The organism is Micromonospora sp. NPDC007220 (genome assembly GCF_040634035.1).
In the GTDB taxonomy this organism is placed as follows: domain Bacteria; phylum Actinomycetota; class Actinomycetes; order Mycobacteriales; family Micromonosporaceae; genus Micromonospora; species Micromonospora reichwaldensis.
Window position 1 is genome coordinate 47,097 of sequence record NZ_JBEYEU010000025.1, and the last position, 18,005, is coordinate 65,101.

General features: G+C 72.2%; 17 protein-coding genes. 7 read left to right on the plus strand and 10 right to left on the minus strand.

Annotation, left to right across the window (positions count from 1 at the left end; all coding sequences use genetic code 11):
* Nucleotides 1-30: 30 nt before the first annotated feature.
* The 5 genes from sufC to ABZ573_RS27830 all read right to left on the minus strand — a co-directional run bounded on the left by sufC (nt 31) and on the right by ABZ573_RS27830 (nt 4,599).
* Entirely contained in the window at nt 31-804 is a 774-nt protein-coding gene (sufC, locus tag ABZ573_RS27810) for a Fe-S cluster assembly ATPase SufC (protein WP_151453360.1), read from the minus strand.
* Nucleotides 804-1,130 carry a non-heme iron oxygenase ferredoxin subunit gene (locus ABZ573_RS27815; RefSeq protein WP_151453359.1) on the minus strand — a complete coding sequence of 109 codons (327 nt, stop codon included), beginning with the start codon at nt 1,128-1,130 and terminating at the stop codon, nt 804-806. Before ABZ573_RS27815 ends, sufC begins: the two co-directional genes overlap by 1 nt.
* The gene (gene sufD, locus ABZ573_RS27820) at nt 1,130-2,272 is read right to left on the minus strand and encodes a Fe-S cluster assembly protein SufD (RefSeq protein ID WP_151453358.1); all 1,143 of its coding nucleotides are present in this window, start codon (nt 2,270-2,272) and stop codon (nt 1,130-1,132) included. Before sufD ends, ABZ573_RS27815 begins: the two co-directional genes overlap by 1 nt.
* A gap of 141 nt (nt 2,273-2,413) precedes the next feature.
* Nucleotides 2,414-3,844 carry a Fe-S cluster assembly protein SufB gene (gene sufB, locus ABZ573_RS27825; RefSeq protein ID WP_151453357.1) on the minus strand — a complete coding sequence of 477 codons (1,431 nt, stop codon included), beginning with the start codon at nt 3,842-3,844 and terminating at the stop codon, nt 2,414-2,416.
* Nucleotides 3,841-4,599 (minus strand): ArsR family transcriptional regulator, encoded by a 759-nt coding sequence (locus ABZ573_RS27830; RefSeq protein WP_151453356.1) that lies wholly within the window; start codon nt 4,597-4,599, stop codon nt 3,841-3,843. Before ABZ573_RS27830 ends, sufB begins: the two co-directional genes overlap by 4 nt.
* 98 nt (nt 4,600-4,697) lie before the next feature.
* Between ABZ573_RS27830 and ABZ573_RS27835 the strand changes: the two genes are divergently transcribed.
* Entirely contained in the window at nt 4,698-5,660 is a 963-nt protein-coding gene (locus ABZ573_RS27835) for a COX15/CtaA family protein (protein WP_192581298.1), read from the plus strand.
* Between the two features lie 55 nt (nt 5,661-5,715).
* Here ABZ573_RS27835 and ABZ573_RS27840 read toward each other — a convergent pair whose 3' ends face one another.
* From ABZ573_RS27840 to ABZ573_RS27850, 3 genes are all read right to left on the minus strand, one after another.
* Nucleotides 5,716-6,639: a hypothetical protein gene (locus tag ABZ573_RS27840; RefSeq protein ID WP_358121972.1), complete on the minus strand. Its 924-nt coding sequence runs from the start codon at nt 6,637-6,639 to the stop codon at nt 5,716-5,718.
* Between the two features lie 10 nt (nt 6,640-6,649).
* Nucleotides 6,650-6,982, minus strand: a complete 333-nt coding sequence (locus ABZ573_RS27845; protein WP_132240329.1) for a hypothetical protein — start codon at nt 6,980-6,982, stop codon at nt 6,650-6,652.
* A 365-nt stretch (nt 6,983-7,347) separates the two neighbouring features.
* Nucleotides 7,348-8,307 (minus strand): heme o synthase, encoded by a 960-nt coding sequence (locus ABZ573_RS27850; RefSeq protein ID WP_151453353.1) that lies wholly within the window; start codon nt 8,305-8,307, stop codon nt 7,348-7,350.
* A 265-nt stretch (nt 8,308-8,572) separates the two neighbouring features.
* On the opposite strand from ABZ573_RS27850, the gene tkt reads away from it, so the two are divergent.
* The 6 genes from tkt to pgl all read left to right on the plus strand — a co-directional run bounded on the left by tkt (nt 8,573) and on the right by pgl (nt 17,131).
* Nucleotides 8,573-10,711, plus strand: a complete 2,139-nt coding sequence (tkt, locus tag ABZ573_RS27855; RefSeq protein WP_358121974.1) for a transketolase — start codon at nt 8,573-8,575, stop codon at nt 10,709-10,711.
* Nucleotides 10,712-10,727: 16 nt separating this feature from the next.
* The gene (gene tal / locus ABZ573_RS27860) at nt 10,728-11,906 is read left to right on the plus strand and encodes a transaldolase (protein ID WP_327029054.1); all 1,179 of its coding nucleotides are present in this window, start codon (nt 10,728-10,730) and stop codon (nt 11,904-11,906) included.
* Nucleotides 11,907-11,982: 76 nt separating this feature from the next.
* Entirely contained in the window at nt 11,983-13,632 is a 1,650-nt protein-coding gene (locus ABZ573_RS27865) for a glucose-6-phosphate isomerase (RefSeq protein ID WP_358121976.1), read from the plus strand.
* Nucleotides 13,633-13,634: 2 nt separating this feature from the next.
* Complete coding sequence (gene zwf / locus ABZ573_RS27870) at nt 13,635-15,185, plus strand: glucose-6-phosphate dehydrogenase (RefSeq protein ID WP_151453349.1); 1,551 nt, start codon at nt 13,635-13,637, stop codon at nt 15,183-15,185.
* Nucleotides 15,186-15,276: 91 nt separating this feature from the next.
* On the plus strand, nt 15,277-16,293 hold the full coding sequence (locus tag ABZ573_RS27875; RefSeq protein WP_151453348.1) for a glucose-6-phosphate dehydrogenase assembly protein OpcA: 1,017 nt from the start codon (nt 15,277-15,279) through the stop codon (nt 16,291-16,293).
* A gap of 67 nt (nt 16,294-16,360) precedes the next feature.
* Complete coding sequence (gene pgl, locus ABZ573_RS27880; protein ID WP_358121979.1) at nt 16,361-17,131, plus strand: 6-phosphogluconolactonase; 771 nt, start codon at nt 16,361-16,363, stop codon at nt 17,129-17,131.
* 75 nt (nt 17,132-17,206) lie between these two features.
* Here pgl and ABZ573_RS27885 read toward each other — a convergent pair whose 3' ends face one another.
* Nucleotides 17,207-17,545 (minus strand): RNA polymerase-binding protein RbpA, encoded by a 339-nt coding sequence (locus ABZ573_RS27885; protein ID WP_151453346.1) that lies wholly within the window; start codon nt 17,543-17,545, stop codon nt 17,207-17,209.
* A gap of 131 nt (nt 17,546-17,676) precedes the next feature.
* A complete protein-coding gene (secG, locus tag ABZ573_RS27890) occupies nt 17,677-17,940 on the minus strand; it encodes a preprotein translocase subunit SecG (protein WP_088999360.1) in 264 nt (87 codons plus the stop codon).
* Nucleotides 17,941-18,005: the final 65 nt, after the last annotated feature.

The window sequence follows — 18,005 nt, forward strand, 5'->3', positions numbered from 1 at the left end:
CGACCGGCCCACCCATTCTTCCGAGAGGATTCAGGCCCGCGCCGCGCCGGCCCCGGCGACGTAGCGCTCGTAGCCCTCTTCCTCGAGCTTGTCGGCCAGCTCCGGGCCACCCTGCTCGACGATCCGGCCGGCGACGAAGACGTGCACGAAGTCCGGCTTGATGTAGCGCAGGATCCGGGTGTAGTGGGTGATCAGCAGCATCCCGGTGTCGCCGTTGTCGCGGACCCGGTTGACGCCCTCGCTGACCACGCGCAGCGCGTCCACGTCGAGGCCGGAGTCGGTCTCGTCGAGGATCGCGATCTTCGGCTTGAGCAGCTCCAGCTGCACGATCTCGTGCCGCTTCTTCTCGCCGCCGGAGAAGCCCTCGTTGACGTTGCGCTGGGCGAAGGCCGGGTCCATCTGGAGGCGCTCCATGGCCCCGCGCAGCTCGCCACCCCAGGTGCGCAGCTTGGGCGCCTGGCCGTCGATGGCGGTCTTGGCGGTACGCAGGAAGTTCGCCACCGAGACGCCGGGGACCTCGACCGGGTACTGCATGGCCAGGAAGAGGCCGGCGCGGGCGCGCTCGTCCACGGACAGGGCCAGCACGTCCTCGCCGTCGAGGGTCACCGAGCCGCCGGTGATCTCGTACTTGGGGTGGCCGGCGATCGAGTAGGCCAGGGTGGACTTGCCGGAGCCGTTCGGGCCCATGATCGCGTGGGTCTCACCCGAGCGGACGGTCAGGTCGACACCGGCCAGGATCGGCTTGAGCTCACCCTCGGGCAGCTTGACCGACACCTTCAGGTCGCGGATCTCCAGGGTGCTCATTATCGGGTCACTCCATTGCTCGGCGTGAGACTGACGTAGATGTCGCCGTCTCGGACTTCGACGGGATAGACGGGAACGGGTTCGGTGGCGGGCAGCCCGGTCGGCTCGCCGGTCCTCAGGTCGAAACGGGATCCGTGCAGCCAGCATTCCAGCGTGCAGCCCTCGACCTCCCCCTCGGAGAGGGCGACCGCGGCGTGCGAGCACTCGTCGTAGGCGGCGTAGAAGACGCCGTCCTCGCCGTGCACCAGCGCGATCGGGGTGCCGTCGACGTCCGCGCTGACCACGGTGCCCTTCGGCACGTCCTCGGTGGCGCAGAGGCGGATCATCAGGCGCCGGCCTTGGTGAGCCGGGCCTCGATGGCGTCGCCCAGGCGCTCCCGCAGCGACTCGACCGGGATCTTGTTGATCAGCTCGGCGAAGAAGCCGCGGACCACCAGGCGCCGCGCCTCGGCCTCCGGGATGCCCCGGGCCATCAGGTAGAACAGCTGCTCGTCGTCGAAGCGGCCGGTCGCGCTCGCGTGCCCGGCGCCGGCGATCTCGCCGGTCTCGATCTCCAGATTGGGTACGGAGTCCGCCCGCGCGCCGTCGGTCAGCAGCAGGTTCCGGTTGATCTCGTACGTGTCGGTGCCGGTCGCCTCGGCACCGATCAGCACGTCGCCCACCCAGACGGTGCGCGCGCTCTCGCCCTGCAGGGCGCCCCGGTAGCCGACGTAGCTGCGGCAGTCGGGCACGGTGTGGTCGACCAGCTGGCGGTGCTCCAGGTGCTGCCCCGAGTCGGCGAAGTAGAGGCCGTACAGCTCGGCCTCGCCGCCCCGGTCGGTGTATTCCACCGAGGTGTACTGCCGGACCAGGTCGCCGCCGAGGGAGACCTGGACGTGCACCACCTTCGCGTCGCGGCCCAGCCGGACCTTCAGGTGCTGGGCCTGGACGGCGTCGTCGGCCCAGTCCGCGACGGTGACCAGGGTCAGCTTCGCCCCGTCGGCCACGGACACCTCGACGTTGTCGGCCAGCGTGGCCGAGCCGACGTGCTCCACCACCAGGGTCACCTCGGCGAACCGGCCCACCTCGACGAAGGTGTGCCCGAAGGCCAGGCCCTCGACGCCCTCACCGACCACCCGCAGGCTCACCGGCTCGGCCACCACGGCGTCGCGGGCGACCTGGACCAGCAGCGCCTGGTCGGCCCCGCCGTAGGCCAGCGCGCTGACCCGGTCGACCGGGGTGAGCACGCTGCCCACCCGCGGGTCGTCGGAGCCGATCCGCCCGACGGTGACACCCTCGGGCAGGTCGCCGTGCTCGTGGCGGACCGCGCCGGTGGCGGCCGGCGACGCGCCGACCAGCCCGCGCAGCCGCTTGAGCGGGGTGAAGCGCCACTCCTCCTCCAGGCCGGTCAGGGCCGGGAAGTCGGCGACGTCGTACGAGCGGAGCGCCTGCGACTTGGTGCTGGGCGGCGCGGAAGCCTGGGTAGTCATCTCTTCCTTGGTCTGTTCTACGACGACGGTGTCATTGGTCGGAGGTCGGTCGGTGTTCGCGCGGCCCGGTCGGACGGGTCGGCGTCCACCGGCCCCCGCAGCGGGCTGGCGTTCGCGCGGCCCGCAGCGGGTCGGGGCGCGTCAGCCGACCGCGCCCTCCATCTGGAGCTCGATCAGGCGGTTGAGTTCCAGGGCGTACTCCATCGGGAGCTCCTTGGCGATCGGCTCGATGAACCCACGAACGATCATCGCCATCGCCTCGTCCTCGCTCAGGCCCCGGCTCATCAGGTAGAAGAGCTGGTCATCGCTGATCTTGGAGACGGTCGCCTCGTGCCCCATCGACACGTCGTCCTCGCGGATGTCGACGTACGGGTAGGTGTCCGAGCGGGAGATGGTGTCGACCAGCAGGGCGTCGCACTTGACCGTGCTGCGGCTGCTGTGCGAGCCCTCCAGCACCTGGACCAGGCCCCGGTAGGACGTCCGGCCGCCGCCCCGGGCGATCGACTTGGAGACGATCGTGGAGGAGGTGTGCGGCGCGGCGTGCACCATCTTGGCGCCCGCGTCCTGGTGCTGCCCCTCGCCGGCCATGGCCACCGAGAGCACCTCGCCCTTGGCGTGCTCGCCGGTCATGTAGACCGCCGGGTACTTCATGGTGACCTTGGAGCCGATGTTGCCGTCGACCCACTCCATGGTCGCGCCCTCGTGGCAGACGGCACGCTTGGTGACCAGGTTGTAGACGTTGTTCGACCAGTTCTGGATGGTCGTGTAGCGGCACCGGGCGTTCTTCTTGACGATGATCTCCACGACCGCGCTGTGCAGCGAGTCGGAGGAGTAGAGCGGCGCGGTGCAGCCCTCGACGTAGTGCACGTACGCGCCCTCGTCGACGATGATCAGCGTCCGCTCGAACTGGCCCATGTTCTCCGTGTTGATCCGGAAGTAGGCCTGCAGCGGGATCTCCACGTGCACGCCCTTCGGCACGTAGATGAACGAGCCGCCGGACCACACGGAGGTGTTCAGCGCGGCGAACTTGTTGTCGCCGACCGGGATCACCGTGCCGAAGTACTCCTTGAAGACGTCCTCGTGCTCGCGCAGCGCGGTGTCGGTGTCCAGGAAGACGACGCCCTGCTCCTCAAGGTCCTCACGGATCTTGTGGTAAACGACCTCGGACTCGTACTGCGCCGCGACGCCGGCGACCAGCCGCTGCTTCTCCGCCTCGGGGATGCCCAGCCGGTCGTAGGTGTTCTTGATGTCCTCGGGCAGGTCCTCCCAGCTGGTGGCCTGCTTCTCCGTGGACCGCACGAAGTACTTGATGTTGTCGAAGTCGATCCCGGTGAGGTCGGCGCCCCAGGCCGGCATCGGCTTGCGGCCGAACAGCCGCAGGCCCTTGAGCCGCAGGTCGAGCATCCAGGCCGGCTCGTTCTTCTTGGCCGAGATGTCCCGCACCACCGCCTCGTTGAGGCCGCGCTGGGCGACCGCCCCGGCGACGTCGGGGTCGGCCCAGCCGTACTCGTAGCGCCCCAGGGCGGCGAGCTGCTCTTCCTGCGTCAGGGGCTGGACGATCTGCTCGGTCATCTATCTGTCCTCACAGTGGTGACGGTCTTACCGGAACGGGCACGCCCCGGCTGGGCGGGAATGTGCGTGGTGCACACTCCGTCGCCGTGCGCGATGGTGGCCAGGCGCTGCACGTGGGTGCCGACCAGGCGGGAGATCACCGCGGTCTCGGCCTCGCACAGCTGGGGAAACTCGGCGGCCACGTGCGCCACCGGGCAGTGGTGCTGACAGAGCTGGCCGCCGGTGGCGATCGTGGACGCGTTCGCAGCGTAACCCTCGGCGGTCAACGCTCCGGCGAGTGCCTCGGCCCGCGCGAGCGGGTCGTCGCCGGCGTCCTCCATGGCGGCCCGGCAGCGGGTCTCCAGCGCGGCGACCTGGTCGGTCGCGAACGCCTCGACCGCCGCGGCGCCGCCGTTGCGGGCGATCCAGCGCAGCGCGGCGGTGGCCATGTTGTCGTAGTGGTGGGTGCCGCAGCGGACCCGGGCCGCGTCGGTCAGCACGAACACCTTCGCCGGCCGGCCCCGGCCGCGGTGGCCCCGGACGGTCTGCTCGCGGGCGAGCACGTCGCCGTCGGCGAGCATCGCGTCGAGGTGCCGGCGGATCGCGGCCGGGCTGAGCCCGAGCGCCGAGCCGAGCTGCGCGGCGGTTGTCGCGCCCCGCTCCAGCAGCAGCTGGGTGACCCGGTCACGGGTGGAGAGATCCGCGACGGACGCGGACTGACCGGCGGCCGGGACGACCGCCGGCTGGTGCCCGGAGAGCGCCGCCGCGTTTTTCACAACGCCAACGTTACGTAATTCGTCCGGGGCCCGCAAACCCGGGTCGCGGTGATCCGAACCACCGCACGGACGGAGTCACCCGATCGGGCTCCACTACGGTGCGTAGGATTTGCGCCGTGAAGCAATCCGTCCGGTTCCCGGTCTCCACCGCCCTGCTGCGCCGTCTCGCGCTCGCCTCGATCATCGCGAACGTGGGCATCGTCGTCACCGGCGGGGCCGTCCGGCTCACCGGGTCCGGCCTCGGCTGCCCCACCTGGCCCCGGTGCACCGAGGAGTCGTACGTGACGACACCGGAGATGGGCATCTACGGAGTGATCGAGTTCGGCAACCGCCTGCTCACCTTCGCCGTCGGCTTCATCGCGCTGGCGGTCCTGCTGGCCGTGCTGCTGCACCTCCCCCGGCGCCGGGACCTGGTCCCGCTCGCGGTCGCCGTGCTCCTCGGCATCCCCGCACAGGCGGTCATCGGCGGGATCACCGTGCTCACCGACCTCAACCCGTGGGTGGTCGGCCTGCACTTCCTCGCCTCGATGCTGGTGATCGCGGCCGCGTACGCGCTGTGGCGGCGGATCAAGGACCCGGTGGGCCCGGCGGAGGCCGTCGTGCCCGCCCCGCTGCGGACCCTCACCGCGATCACCACCGTGGTCAGCGCGGCGGTGCTGGTGATCGGCACCTGGGTGACCGGCAGCGGCCCGCACGCGGGCGACCACGGCGCCGCCCGCAACGGGCTCGACCCGGAGACGATCTCCCAGGTGCACGCCGACAGCGTCTTCCTGCTGATCGGCCTGTCCGTGGCGCTGGTCTTCGCCTTCCGCGCGGTCGGCGCGCAGCGGGCCGCGCGGGCCGCGCTGGTGCTCGTCGCAGTCGAGCTGGGCCAGGGCCTCATCGGGTTCGTGCAGTACTTCACCAACCTGCCGGCGCTGCTGGTGGGCGCGCACATGCTGGGTTCCTGCCTGGTGCTGCTGGCCACCCTCTCGGTGCAGTGGTCCACCCGCGAGCGCCGCCCGGTCGGGCCGGCCCCGGCCCCGGACGACGCCGACTGGGCCGTCCCCGTCGCCGCCTGACCGCGCCCGGCCCAGCCGGCTGTGCACCTGAGCGCTCCCCCACCCGCCCCGACGGTCAGCCGGCGGCGCGGCCCAGGTGGGTGAGGATCGCGTCGGCCAGGCGGTCGGCGGCGCCGTCGGCGTGGCCGAGGAACAGCGACGGCTCGGTGAGTTCCAGCTCCACCAGGACCGGCACGCCGTCCGGGTCCGGGATGAGGTCCACCCGGGCGTAGAGCAGCCGTCCCGGCCCGCCGGGCACCGCCGCGAGGGCCCGCTCCGCCACCGCCGACTGCTCCGGGGTGGCGGTGCGGGCGGTGATCTCCTCGGGCCGGTACAGCGCGTCGGCGCCGAGGTCCGGGCCAATCAGCATCGGGCCCTTGCGGATGGCGTGGCTGAACGTCGGGCCGTCCGGTCCGGCCAGGAAGAGCAGCGCCGTCTCGCCGGCCGTGTCGACCGCGTCGAGGTACGGCTGCACCATGGTCAGCCGCCCGGCGTCCGACAGCCGCCGCACGTGCGCCACGGCCAGTTCCCGGTGGTGCGGATCGGCCAGGTCGTAGCGGCCGGTGTCCTGGCTGCCCGCGCTGACGGCCGGCTTGACGACGTACTCGCCGTGGGCGGCGGGCGGTCGCCAGTCCTCCCCCGGCGCGACCCAGGACGTCGGCACGGTGCGCACCCCGGCCGCCGACAGCTCGGCCAGGTACCGCTTGTCGGTGTTCCAGCGCACCACGTCGGCCGGATTGGCCAGGGCGGGCACCCGCGACGCCCAGGCGACGAACTCGTCGCGGCGCAGCGCGTAGTCCCACGGCGACCGGAGCACCGCCAGGTCGTACGCGGTCCAGTCGGCGGTCGGGTCGGCCCAGTCCACCGCCTCGGCGGTCACGCCGCGGCGCGCCAGCGGGTCGAGCAGCAGCCGGTCGTCGGGGTCGAGGTCGGGCAGGTCGGCACAGGTGACGAGAGCGACCCGGGGTTTCCCCCGGGTCGGCTGGTGTTGATCGGTCAAGTTGTTTATGTCAACGGGCCATCGTGCGCCGGGCCATCGACCGCCAGAGGTCGTTGCTCGGACGCATCTGGTCCATCAGTTCACGCTCCCAGGCGTTCTCGACGGTGACTCCCGCCTTCGCGCAGGCCTGCCGCGCCACGACGGTGTCGTCGGCGAACTGGTCGCCCCACACCCCGTCCTCGCCCACGAGGACGATGCGCGCGCCACGCTTGCCGACGTACTCGATGACCGCCTTCGCCCCGCCGTGACCGGCGGCGAACGACTTGATGCCCGCGACCAGGCCCTGCGGGGCCTGCCCGGGGGTCTGCTCGGCCGTCAGCGTCGTATCGGAACCATCTGCCATGTCGGGAAGCGTAAGCAGACTTGCACCCGGGCGGGCGAGAACCATGAACCTTTTGTGATGCCAATTACCCGCAGGTTTAAGGAGAACCACAGGCGGAATGCCCGTTCTTGTCCGGACTTATCCCGCCAAAAGGGCGGCCCGAACCGGGCCGGCCCAGGGCATCCGAGCGGTTCTGGAACCATACCGACGGCGTCACCGATGTGACAAGAAACCCGGACAAGCCATACACGATGATGATTTGCCGGTACGGCCTCCGGGCCGTCGGGACCGGGCGGCACGGCCCCCGGCCGGGACCGGGGCGGGACGGGACCAGGCCGGAACCCGGTTCGGCGCGGCGACCCGCCGGAGCGGCGGGCGCAGCCGGGTCAGATCAGCGCGTCGAGCGCGACGGCGGCGAAGAGGATGGTCAGGTATGTCGTCGACCAGTGGAACAGCCGCATCGGCTTGACGGCCTGCCCCCGCGCCACCCGGCGGGCGAGCTTGTGCGCCTCCACCACGAAGATGGCACCGACCACCACGGCGGGCACGCCGTAGATGAGGCTCATCCCCAGCGGCCACACGGCCAGCGAGGACGCCACGGTCAGCCAGGCGAAGCCGATGATCTCGGCGTTGACCCGCCGCGTGGAGGCCACCACCGGCAGCATCGGGATGCCGGCCCGGGCGTAGTCGTCCTTGTACTTCATCGCCAGCGGGTAGAAGTGCGGCATCTGCCAGAAGAAGACCACCGCGAAGAGCGCCCACGCGGCCGGGGAGAGCGTCCCGGTGACCGCCGCCCAGCCGATCAGCACCGGCGCCGCCCCGCAGGCCCCGCCCCAGAACGTGTTCGCCGTCGTGGTGCGCTTGAGCCAGAGGGTGTAGACGACGTCGTAGTAGACGATCGCGGCGAGCGTGAGCCCGGCGGCCAGCAGGTTGGTGAACGCCGCCATCATCGCGACCGACACCGCCGCCAGCACCAGCCCGAAGATCAACGCGTTGCGCGGTGTCACGGTGTGCGTCGGCAGCGGGCGGCGCTTGGTGCGCCGCATCAACTGGTCGATGTCCCGGTCGATGTAGCAGTTGATGACGCTGGCCGCGCCCGCGGCGAGCGAGCCGCCGACCAGCACCACGGCCACCAGCCAGAGCGACGGCATCCCGCCGTCCGCGAGCATCATCGCCGGCACCGTGGTGACGAGGAGCAGCTCGACGATCCGCGGCTTGGTCAGCGTCACGTAGGCCGCGACCACCGCGCGGACGTCCCGGCGGGCCACCGCCGACGCCTCCGCCGCAGTCCGCACCGGCGGCTGCCCGGCAGAGTTGCTGACGGGGCGCTCGGTGATCATGCTCACGGATTGCCACCTTCCGGCGTCGGCAGGGGAGGTCGGATCGGCCGGACCCGACTGGGGCCACACGCCGGACCACAGACTACGCGTCGTCGTTTTGGCTGCCCGGGCGACCCGACAACGGTGCGGGCCGTCACACCGTCGGGGCACCACCGCGCACCGGCGCGGACCAGTACAGACCGGCATGCAGAGATCCCTGGGCGGACGTTTAGGACCGCTCGATAGGGTCATCACTGAGGGTTCCGCCCATCTGCCGAGGAGCACAACCATCGTGGCTGCCAACCGACCCGAGCACCCCGCACTCAACTGGTCCGACCTCGACCGCCGGGCCGTCGACACCGTCCGCGTGCTGGCCATGGACGCCGTGGAGAAATCCGGCAACGGCCACCCGGGCACCGCGATGAGCCTCGCGCCCGCGGCGTACCTGCTCTTCAACCGGGTCATGCGGCACAACCCGGCCGACCCGAACTGGCCCGGCCGGGACCGCTTCGTGCTCTCCGCGGGTCACTCCAGCCTCACCCTCTACATCCAGCTCTTCCTCTCCGGCTACCCGCTGGCCCTGGAGGACCTCAAGTCGCTGCGGCAGTGGGGCTCGCTGACCCCGGGCCACCCGGAGCACGGGCACACCCCAGGCGTGGAGACCACCACCGGGCCGCTCGGGCAGGGCCTCGGCAACGCGGTCGGCATGGCGATGGCGGCCCGCCGTGAGCGCGGCCTGTTCGACCCGGAGGCGGAGCCGGGCCGGTCGGTCTTCGACCACGACATCTGGTGCATCGTTTCGGACGGTGACATCGAGGAGGGCATCAGCCACGAGGCCAGCGCGCTCGCCGGGCACCAGCAGCTCGGCAACCTCACGGTGATCTACGACGACAACGAGATCTCGATCGAGGACGACACCCGCATCGCCAAGAGCGAGGACGTCGCGGCCCGCTACGAGGCGTACGGCTGGCACGTGCAGACCGTCGACTGGCGTGCCGGCGACGCCGACCAGGGCGACTACCACGAGGACGTGGAGGCCCTGCACCGGGCGCTGCTGGCGGCAAAGGCCGAGACCAGCCGTCCCTCGTTCATCGCGCTGCGCACCATCATCGGCTGGCCCGCGCCCAACAAGAAGAACACCGGCAAGATCCACGGTTCGGCGCTGGGCGCCGACGAGGTGGCGGCCACCAAGCAGCTGCTCGGCTTCGACCCGGCCCGCACCTTCGAGGTCGACGAGGAGGTGCTCGGGCACGCCCGCACGGTGATGGAGCGCGGCGCCCGGGCCCAGCAGGAGTGGACCACGGCGTTCGACGGCTGGGCCAAGGCCAACGCGGAGCGCCGCGCACTCTACGACCGGATGGCCGGGCGGGTCCTGCCGACCGGCTGGACCGAGTCGCTGCCGGAGTTCCCGGCCGACGCCAAGGGCGTCGCCACCCGGGCCGCCTCCGGCAAGGTCCTGGAGGCGCTCGCCGGAGTGCTGCCGGAGCTGTGGGGCGGCTCGGCCGACCTGGCGGAGAGCAACAACACCACCATTAAGGGCGAACCGTCCTTCGTCCCCGCCGTCCACGCCACCAAGGACTTCCCCGGCCACGAGTACGGCCGCACGCTGCACTTCGGCATCCGCGAACACGCCATGGGCGCCATCCTCAACGGCATCGCCCTGCACGGCGGCACCCGCCCGTACGGCGGCACCTTCCTGGTCTTCAGCGACTACATGCGCCCGGCGGTACGGCTCGCCGCGCTGATGAAGCTGCCGGTGGTCTACGTCTGGACGCACGACTCGATCGGCCTCGGCGAGGACGGCCCGACGCACCAGCCGGTGGAACACCTGACCGCGCTGCGCGCCATCCCCGGCCTGGACGTGGTCCGGCCGGCCGACGCCAACGAGACCGTGTGGGCCTGGCGGCAGGCCCTGGAGCACACCGACCGGCCGACCGCGCTGGCGCTGAGCCGGCAGCCGCTGCCGACGCTGGACCGGTCGACCCTGGCCGGCGCCGAGGGCGTGGCCAGGGGCGGTTACGTGCTGGCCGAGGCGTCCAACGGCAAGCCGCAGGTCATCCTCGTCGGCACCGGCTCCGAGGTGCAGCTCTGCCTGACCGCCCGCGAGCGGCTGGAGGCCGACGGCACCCCGACCCGGGTCGTCTCGATGCCCTGCCAGGAGTGGTTCTTCGAGCAGGACGAGGCGTACCGGGAGTCGGTGCTGCCGCGCGGGGTAAAGGCACGGGTGAGCGTGGAGGCGGGCATCGGCATGTCGTGGCGCGGCATCGTGGGTGACTGCGGCGAGAGCGTGAGCCTGGAGCACTACGGCGCGAGTGCCCCGCACTCCGTGCTCTTCGAGCAGTTCGGATTCACCCCCGACCGGATCGTGGCCGCCGCGCACGCGGCACTGACCCGGATGGGCGACATCACCGGTTTCACCACCGGCAACTGAGGGGAGCGTGGACGGCATGACGGACAGGCTGAGTGAACTCACCGCCGCAGGCGTGGCGGTCTGGCTCGACGACCTTTCCCGGGTACGGCTGTCCTCCGGCGGGCTGGACCAGCTCCGCCGGGAGAAGCACGTGGCCGGGGTGACCACCAACCCGACGATCTTCGCCAAGGCGCTGAGCGACGCCGACGAGTACGACTGGCAGCTGCGCGACCTCGCCTCCCGTGGGGTGGAGGTCGAGGAGGCCGTACGGATGCTCACCACGTACGACGTGCGGTGGGCGTGCGACGTGATGCGCCCGTCGTACGAGGGCAGCGGCGGGGTCGACGGCCGGGTCTCCATCGAGGTGGACCCGCGGCTGGCCCACGAGACCGACAGGACCGTCGCCGAGGCCAAGGCGCTGTGGTGGCTGGTCGACCGGCCGAACCTCTTCATCAAGATCCCGGCCACCGAGGCCGGCCTGCCGGCGATCACCGCCACCCTGGCGGAGGGGATCAGCGTCAACGTCACGCTGATCTTCGGGCTGGACCGCTACTCGCAGGTGATGGAGGCCTTCCTGGCCGGCCTGGAGCAGGCGAAGGCGAACGGGCACGACCTGTCGAAGATCGGGTCGGTCGCGTCGTTCTTCGTCTCCCGCGTCGACAGCGAGGTCGACAAGCGGCTGGAGAAGCTCGGCTCCGACGAGGCCAAGGCGCTGCGCGGCAAGGCCGCCGTCGCCAACGCCAAGCTCGCGTACGAGCGCTATGGCGAGGTGTTCTCCTCCGACCGGTGGCAGGCGCTCGCCGACGCCGGCGCCCACCCGCAGCGGCCGCTGTGGGCCTCCACCTCGACCAAGAACCCGGACTACCGGGACGTCATCTACGTCGAGGAGCTGATCGCCCCCGGCACGGTCAACACCATGCCGGAGCCGGTCGTGCACGCGTACGCCGACCACGGCGAGACCCGCGGCGACACCATCACCGGTTCGTACGACGAGGCCCGCAAGGCCTTCGCGGACCTGGAGTCGGTCGGGATCGACATGGCCGACGTCATCGAGACCCTGGAACGCGAGGGCGTGGAGAAGTTCGAGGCGAGCTGGCAGGAACTGCTCGACGGCGTCCGCAAGTCGCTGGCGGCCGCGGGCCGCGGCGCCGGCAACCCGAGCGACGCCGCGAAGGACAACGCGCAGGCCGCGCAGCAGTCGGGAGGAAACGCGTGAGCGAGCGTAGCGAGCGAACCATCAGGCTCAGCAGTGCGGCGCCTCGCGCCGCCGCCGAGCGGAGCGAGGTGGCGGCGTGAGTGATCTGCTCAACGGCGCGGTCGAGGCCGCCGCCGGGCTCTCCGTGCACGGGGCCGACGCCGTCGACAAGTCGGCCCCCGCCTCCACCCGGGACGCGCTGGTGAACGCCGGCACGCCGGGCAAGCTGGCCGCGAAGGACCCGACCCTGTGGGGTCCGGACGCCGAGGCGGAGGCGAAGATCCGCCTCGGCTGGGTGGACACCCACCTGCGCAGCCGGGAACTGCTGCCCCAGCTCGCCGAGCTGAAGGCGGAGCTGGCCGACCTGGACCACGTGGTGCTCGCCGGGATGGGCGGCTCGTCGCTGGCCCCCGAGGTCATCGCCCGCACCCTGGGCAAGCAGCTGACGGTGCTCGACACCACCGACCCGGGGCAGATCCGGACGGCGCTGGCCGATCGGCTGGAGCGCACCGTGGTCGTGGTGGCCAGCAAGTCCGGTTCGACGGTCGAGACCGACAGCCACCGCCGGGCGTACTGGCAGGCGTTCCTCGACGCGGGGATGACCGAGGCGGAGGCCGGCCGGCACTTCGTCGTCGTCACCGACCCCGGCTCGCCGCTGGAGGCCACCGCCGCCGAGATGGGTGCCTTCACCGTACTCGCCGACCCGAACGTGGGCGGCCGGTATGCGGCGCTGACCGCGTTCGGGCTGGTCCCGTCGGCGCTGGCCGGCGTCGAGGTGGCCGAGCTGCTCGACGAGGCCGACGCGCTGGCGCGGTCGCTGGGCGGGGACCGCGACAACCCGGCCCTGGCGCTCGGCGCGGCCCTCGGGGCGGCGGCCACCATGGGCCGGGACAAGGTCGCCCTGATCTCCGACGGCACCGGCATCGAGGGCCTCGGCGACTGGGCCGAGCAGCTGATCGCCGAGTCCACCGGCAAGGCCGGGGTCGGCATCCTGCCGGTCGTCGTGGAGTCGCCGCAGAGTCCCGGCGCCGCCGGCGACGACGTGCTCACCGTGACCTACGGCGGCGCGCTGCCCGCCGGCGCCGTCCCCGGCGGGGGCGCCGACGCCGACGTGGCCGTCAACGGCCCGCTCGGCGCGCACTTCCTCGCCTGGGAGTACGCCACCGCGATCGCCGGCGTGGTGCTCGGCATCGACCCGTTCAACCAGCCCAACGTCACCGAGTCCAAGGAGAACACGAACCGGATCCTCGACTCCGGTCCGCCGGCCGAGACGCCGTCGTTCACCGAGGGCGCGATCGAGGTGTACGCGCCGCAGGGCGCCCCCGGCGACCTGGCCGGCGTGCTCCGCCAGCTCGTCGACGCGACGGGCGACGACGGCTACCTCGCGGTGATGGCGTACCTCGACCGGTTCGCCGACGCCGACGCGGCCCGGCTGCGGCCGCTGCTGGCCGGTGCCGCCGGCCGGCCGGTCACCTTCGGGTGGGGCCCGCGCTTCCTGCACTCCACCGGCCAGTACCACAAGGGCGGTCCGCAGGTCGGCAGCTACCTCCAGCTCACCGGCGCGGTCGTCGACGACCTGCCGGTGCCGGGCAGGCCCTACACCTTCGGGCAGTTGCAGGCGGCGCAGGCCACCGGCGACCGGCAGGCCCTGGCCGAGCGGAAGCGCCCGGTGGTCCGGCTGCACCTGACCGACCGGTCGGCGGGCGTGGCCCAGCTGCTCGATGCCGTCGGGGCGTTGCGGGCGTGACGATGAGGACCGTGGATGACGCGGAGCGAGGAGGCGGCGTGAACCCGCTGCGCGACCCGCAGGACCGCCGGCTGCCGAGGATCCCGGAGCCGTGCGCTCTGGTGATCTTCGGCGTCACCGGCGACCTGGCCCGCAAGAAGCTCCTGCCGGCCGTGTACGACCTGGCGAACCGGGGGCTGCTGCCCCCGGGCTTCGCCGTGCTCGGCTTCGCCCGCCGGGACTGGGGCGACGGGGACTTCGAGTCGCTCGCCCACGAGGCCGCCAAGAAGCACGCCCGCACCCCCTGGCGGGAGGAGGTGTGGGCGCGGCTGGTGGGCAACATCAAGTTCGTCGGCGGCTCGTTCGACGACGACGCCGCGTTCGACCACCTCTCCGAGATGCTGGACGAGCTGCGCCAGACGCACGGGATCCCGGGCAACGCCGCCTTCTACTTCTCCATCCCCCCGGCGGCGTTCCCCGTGGTCCTCAAGCAGCTGGCCCGCACCGGGATGGCTGACAACGCCAAGTCCGGCGGCTGGCGCCGGGTGGTGGTGGAGAAGCCGTTCGGGCACGACCTGCCCTCGGCGAAGGCGCTCAACGACCTGGTCGACGACGTCTTCACCCGCGAGGACGTCTTCCGCATCGACCACTACCTGGGCAAGGAGACCGTCCAGAACATCCTCGCCCTGCGGTTCGCCAACAACCTGTTCGAGCCGCTGTGGAACTCCAAGTACGTCGACTCCGTGCAGATCACCATGGCCGAGGACGTCGGCATCGGCACCCGCGCCGGCTTCTACGACTCGGCCGGCGCGGCCCGCGACGTGTTCCAGAACCACCTGCTCCAACTGCTGGCGCTGGTGGCGATGGAGGAGCCGACGAGCTTCGACGCCGACGAGATCCGCACGGAGAAGCTCAAGGTGCTCCGGGCGATCACCCTGCCGAAGGACGTCGCCGAGGGCACCGTGCGCGGCCAGTACCTGCCCGGCTGGGTGGGGGGCGAGCGTGCCGTCGGATACCTGGAGGAGGAAGGCGTCCCGGAGGACTCGACCACGGAGACCTACGTGGCCGTCCGGCTCGGCATCCAGAACCGCCGCTGGGCGGAGGTGCCCTTCTACATCCGGGCCGGCAAGCGGCTGCCGCGCCGCGTCACCGAGGTCGCCATCATGTTCAAGAGGGCGCCGCACCTGCCGTTCAACGAAGCCGACATGGAGTCGCTCGGCAACAACCAGCTCGTGATCCGGGTGCAGCCGGACGAGGGCGTCGTGCTCAAGTTCGGTTCCAAGGTGCCCGGCACGACGATGGAGGTCCGCGACATCGCGATGGACTTCCAGTACGGCGAGGCGTTCACCGAGGCCAGCCCCGAGGCGTACGAGCGGCTCGTGCTGGACGTGCTGATCGGCGACCGTACCCTCTTCCCGGACGCCGCCGAGGTCGAGCAGAGCTGGCAGGTGGTGGACCCGCTGGAGCACGCGTGGGCGGGCACGAAGCCGGAGCCGTACCGGGCCGGCGAGTGGGGTCCCCGGGCCGCCGACGAGATGCTGGCCCGCGAGGGCCGGGCGTGGCGGCGGGCGTGAGCGCGAGGAGTGAGCCGGTTCTGCGAGCCCCGCAGTCGCGAACGAAGGCACGTGCCGTGAGCAGCCGCAGCGAGCAGACCAGGAGGCTCCATTGATCGGCCTGTGGGACACCACCGGGAACGAGGTGGTCAAGGCGCTGGCCGCCGAGCGGCGCAGCGCGGGCGGGGTGGCCAGTGGCATGGCGCTCACCCTGATCGTGGTGGTGGACGAGAAGCGGGTCCGCGAGGCGGAGGCGGCGGCGACGATAGCGGCCGCCGCCCACCCCTGCCGGCTGCTGGTGGTGGTCCGCACCGACGTGGAGCGCGAACGCAACCGGCTGGACGCGGAGATCGTCGTCGGCGGCCGGCTCGGTCCGTGCGAGGCGGTGGTCACCCGGATGTACGGGCGGCTCGCCCTGCACGCGGAGTCGGTGGTGATGCCGCTGCTGGTGCCGGACGTGCCGGTGGTGACGTGGTGGCACGGCGAGCCGCCGGCCGAGATCGCCACGGACTTCCTCGGCGTGGTGGCCGACCGGCGGATCACCGACTGCGCGCAGGCCGCCGACCCGATCGAGGCGATGCGCCAGCGGGCCCGGGACTACGCGCCCGGCGACACCGACCTGGCGTGGACCCGGATCACCCCGTGGCGCACGCTCGTGGCGGGCGCGTTCGACACCACCCAGGCCAGGGTGACCGAGGCGACCGTGGTGGCCCCGCCCACCGACCCGACCGCCGCGCTGATGCAGGGCTGGCTGGCCGCGCGGCTCGGCATCGAGCCGGTGTGGGAGCACACCGACGCGTCGCCGCGGATGCGGGAGGTGCAGCTGCGCTGCGCCAACGGCGACACGCTGACGCTGAGCCGCGACGACAGTGTGGCGACGTTCCGGCGTACCGGCCAGGAGGACCGGCAGCTGCCGCTCGTCCGCCGACCCCTCGGCGACGAGCTGGCCGAGGAACTGCGCCGGCTCGACGCCGACCAGGTGTACGCGGAGGCGCTGGGCACGGCGGCCGGGCTGGCCGACCTCGACCAGCGCCCGCCGCAGCGGGTGCACGTCTGGAAGGACCCGGCCACGGCCCAGCGGGCCGAGGCGGGGGTCACCGCGCACGTGGGAACGAGCGCCGAGCACTGAGCGCCCGACTGCTCGGGGCACCACGAATGACCGGCCGCGCGGCGGCCGGAGAAACGAAGGCACACAGATGAGTGAGGCGAGTGTCGCCGTCCACGCCGACGCAGACCTGCTGGCCCAGGCGGTGGCCGCCCGGTTGGTGGTCAAGCTGCTCGACGCGCAGGCCGAGCGGGGCCAGGCGTCGGTGGTGCTGACCGGCGGGCGGATAGCCGCGGCGGTGCACCGGGCGGTGGCGGCGCTGCCGGCCCGCGACGCCGTGGACTGGTCCCGGGTGGACGTCTGGTGGGGCGACGAGCGGTTCCTGCCCGCCGGCGACCCCGAGCGCAACGAGACCCAGGCCCGCGCCACGCTGCTGGACGCGGTGCCGCTGGACCCGGCCCGGGTCCACGCGATGCCGGCCTCCGACGGTCCGGCCGGGCCCGACCCGGAGGAGGCGGCGGCCCGCTACGCCGAGGAACTGGCCCGCGCGGCGCGGCCGGGACACGCCGCGCTCCCCCACTTCGACGTGCTGATGCTGGGCGTCGGTGAGGACGGGCACGTCGCCTCGGTCTTCCCCGAGCATCCGGTGCACCACGACAGCCGGCCGGTCAGCGCGGTACGGGGCAGCCCGAAGCCCCCGCCGGTGCGGACCACGCTGACCCTTCCGGCGATCAACACGGCCGAGGAGGTCTGGCTGGTGGCCAGCGGGGCCGACAAGGCACGGGCGGTCGGCATGGCACTGGCCGGGGCGGGGCCGGTGCAACTGCCGGCGGCCGGCGTGCAGGGCACGGGCCGGACCCTCTGGCTGCTGGACCGGGCGGCGGCGGCCGACGTCCCGGCCCGCTTCCGCAGCCTGCGCTGAGGTGTGAGGAAGGGCCCCCTGTTGACGCACAGCGTCAGCAGGGGGCCCTTCCTCACACCGGAGTGGGGTCGCCGCCTAGCCGGCGGGACGGCCCCGCCGGCGGCGCAGGGCGGCGAGGGCCTCGGCCAGGATGGCCTCGCCCTCCTCGGCGGTGCGCCGCTCCTTCACGTACGCCAGGTGGGTCTTGTAGGGCTCGGGCCGGACGCGGCCCGGCGGGTTCTGCGCGTCCTGGCCGGCGGGGAGGCCGCAACGCGGGCAGTCCCACACCTCCGGCACCTCGACCTCGGCGGCGAGCCGGATCGCGGTGTGGTGGTCGTTGCGGCACCAGTAGGTCACCGTCCGGCACGGGGCCGGCTGGTGGCGTTCGGGCGCGGATCCGACCCGGGTGCCCGGGATGACGTTGCCGATGGGCACGGCTGCTCGCTCCTGTCGTCGGAGGGGAACCGCCGCGGAGAGGGCGGCGGGCGACGCGGTGCAGCGGGTGGAACGGACTGCGCGCGGCCCGTCGTCGACGGACCGCGCGCAGATTGTACGACTTGGCGGGCTCAGACCGTGCCGCTGGCCATCTGGAGGCGGAGCCAGAGCCCCAGCCCGACGATGCAGGCGAACCAGACGATGCCCACCAGGACGGTGTAGCGGTCGAGGTTCTTCTCCGCCACCGAGGAACCGGCGAGGCTGGAGCTGACGCCACCGCCGAACATGCTCGACAACCCGCCGCCCTTACCGCGGTGCAGCAGGATCAGCATGGTCAACAGAACGCTCGTGATGACCAGCAACACGATCAACGTGTATGCGAACCAGATCGGCATGGCTGGGGTCAGTCCTCTCGTTACGATCCTCGCCCGGGCAGATCGGGCACGGTGGCACCGACCGA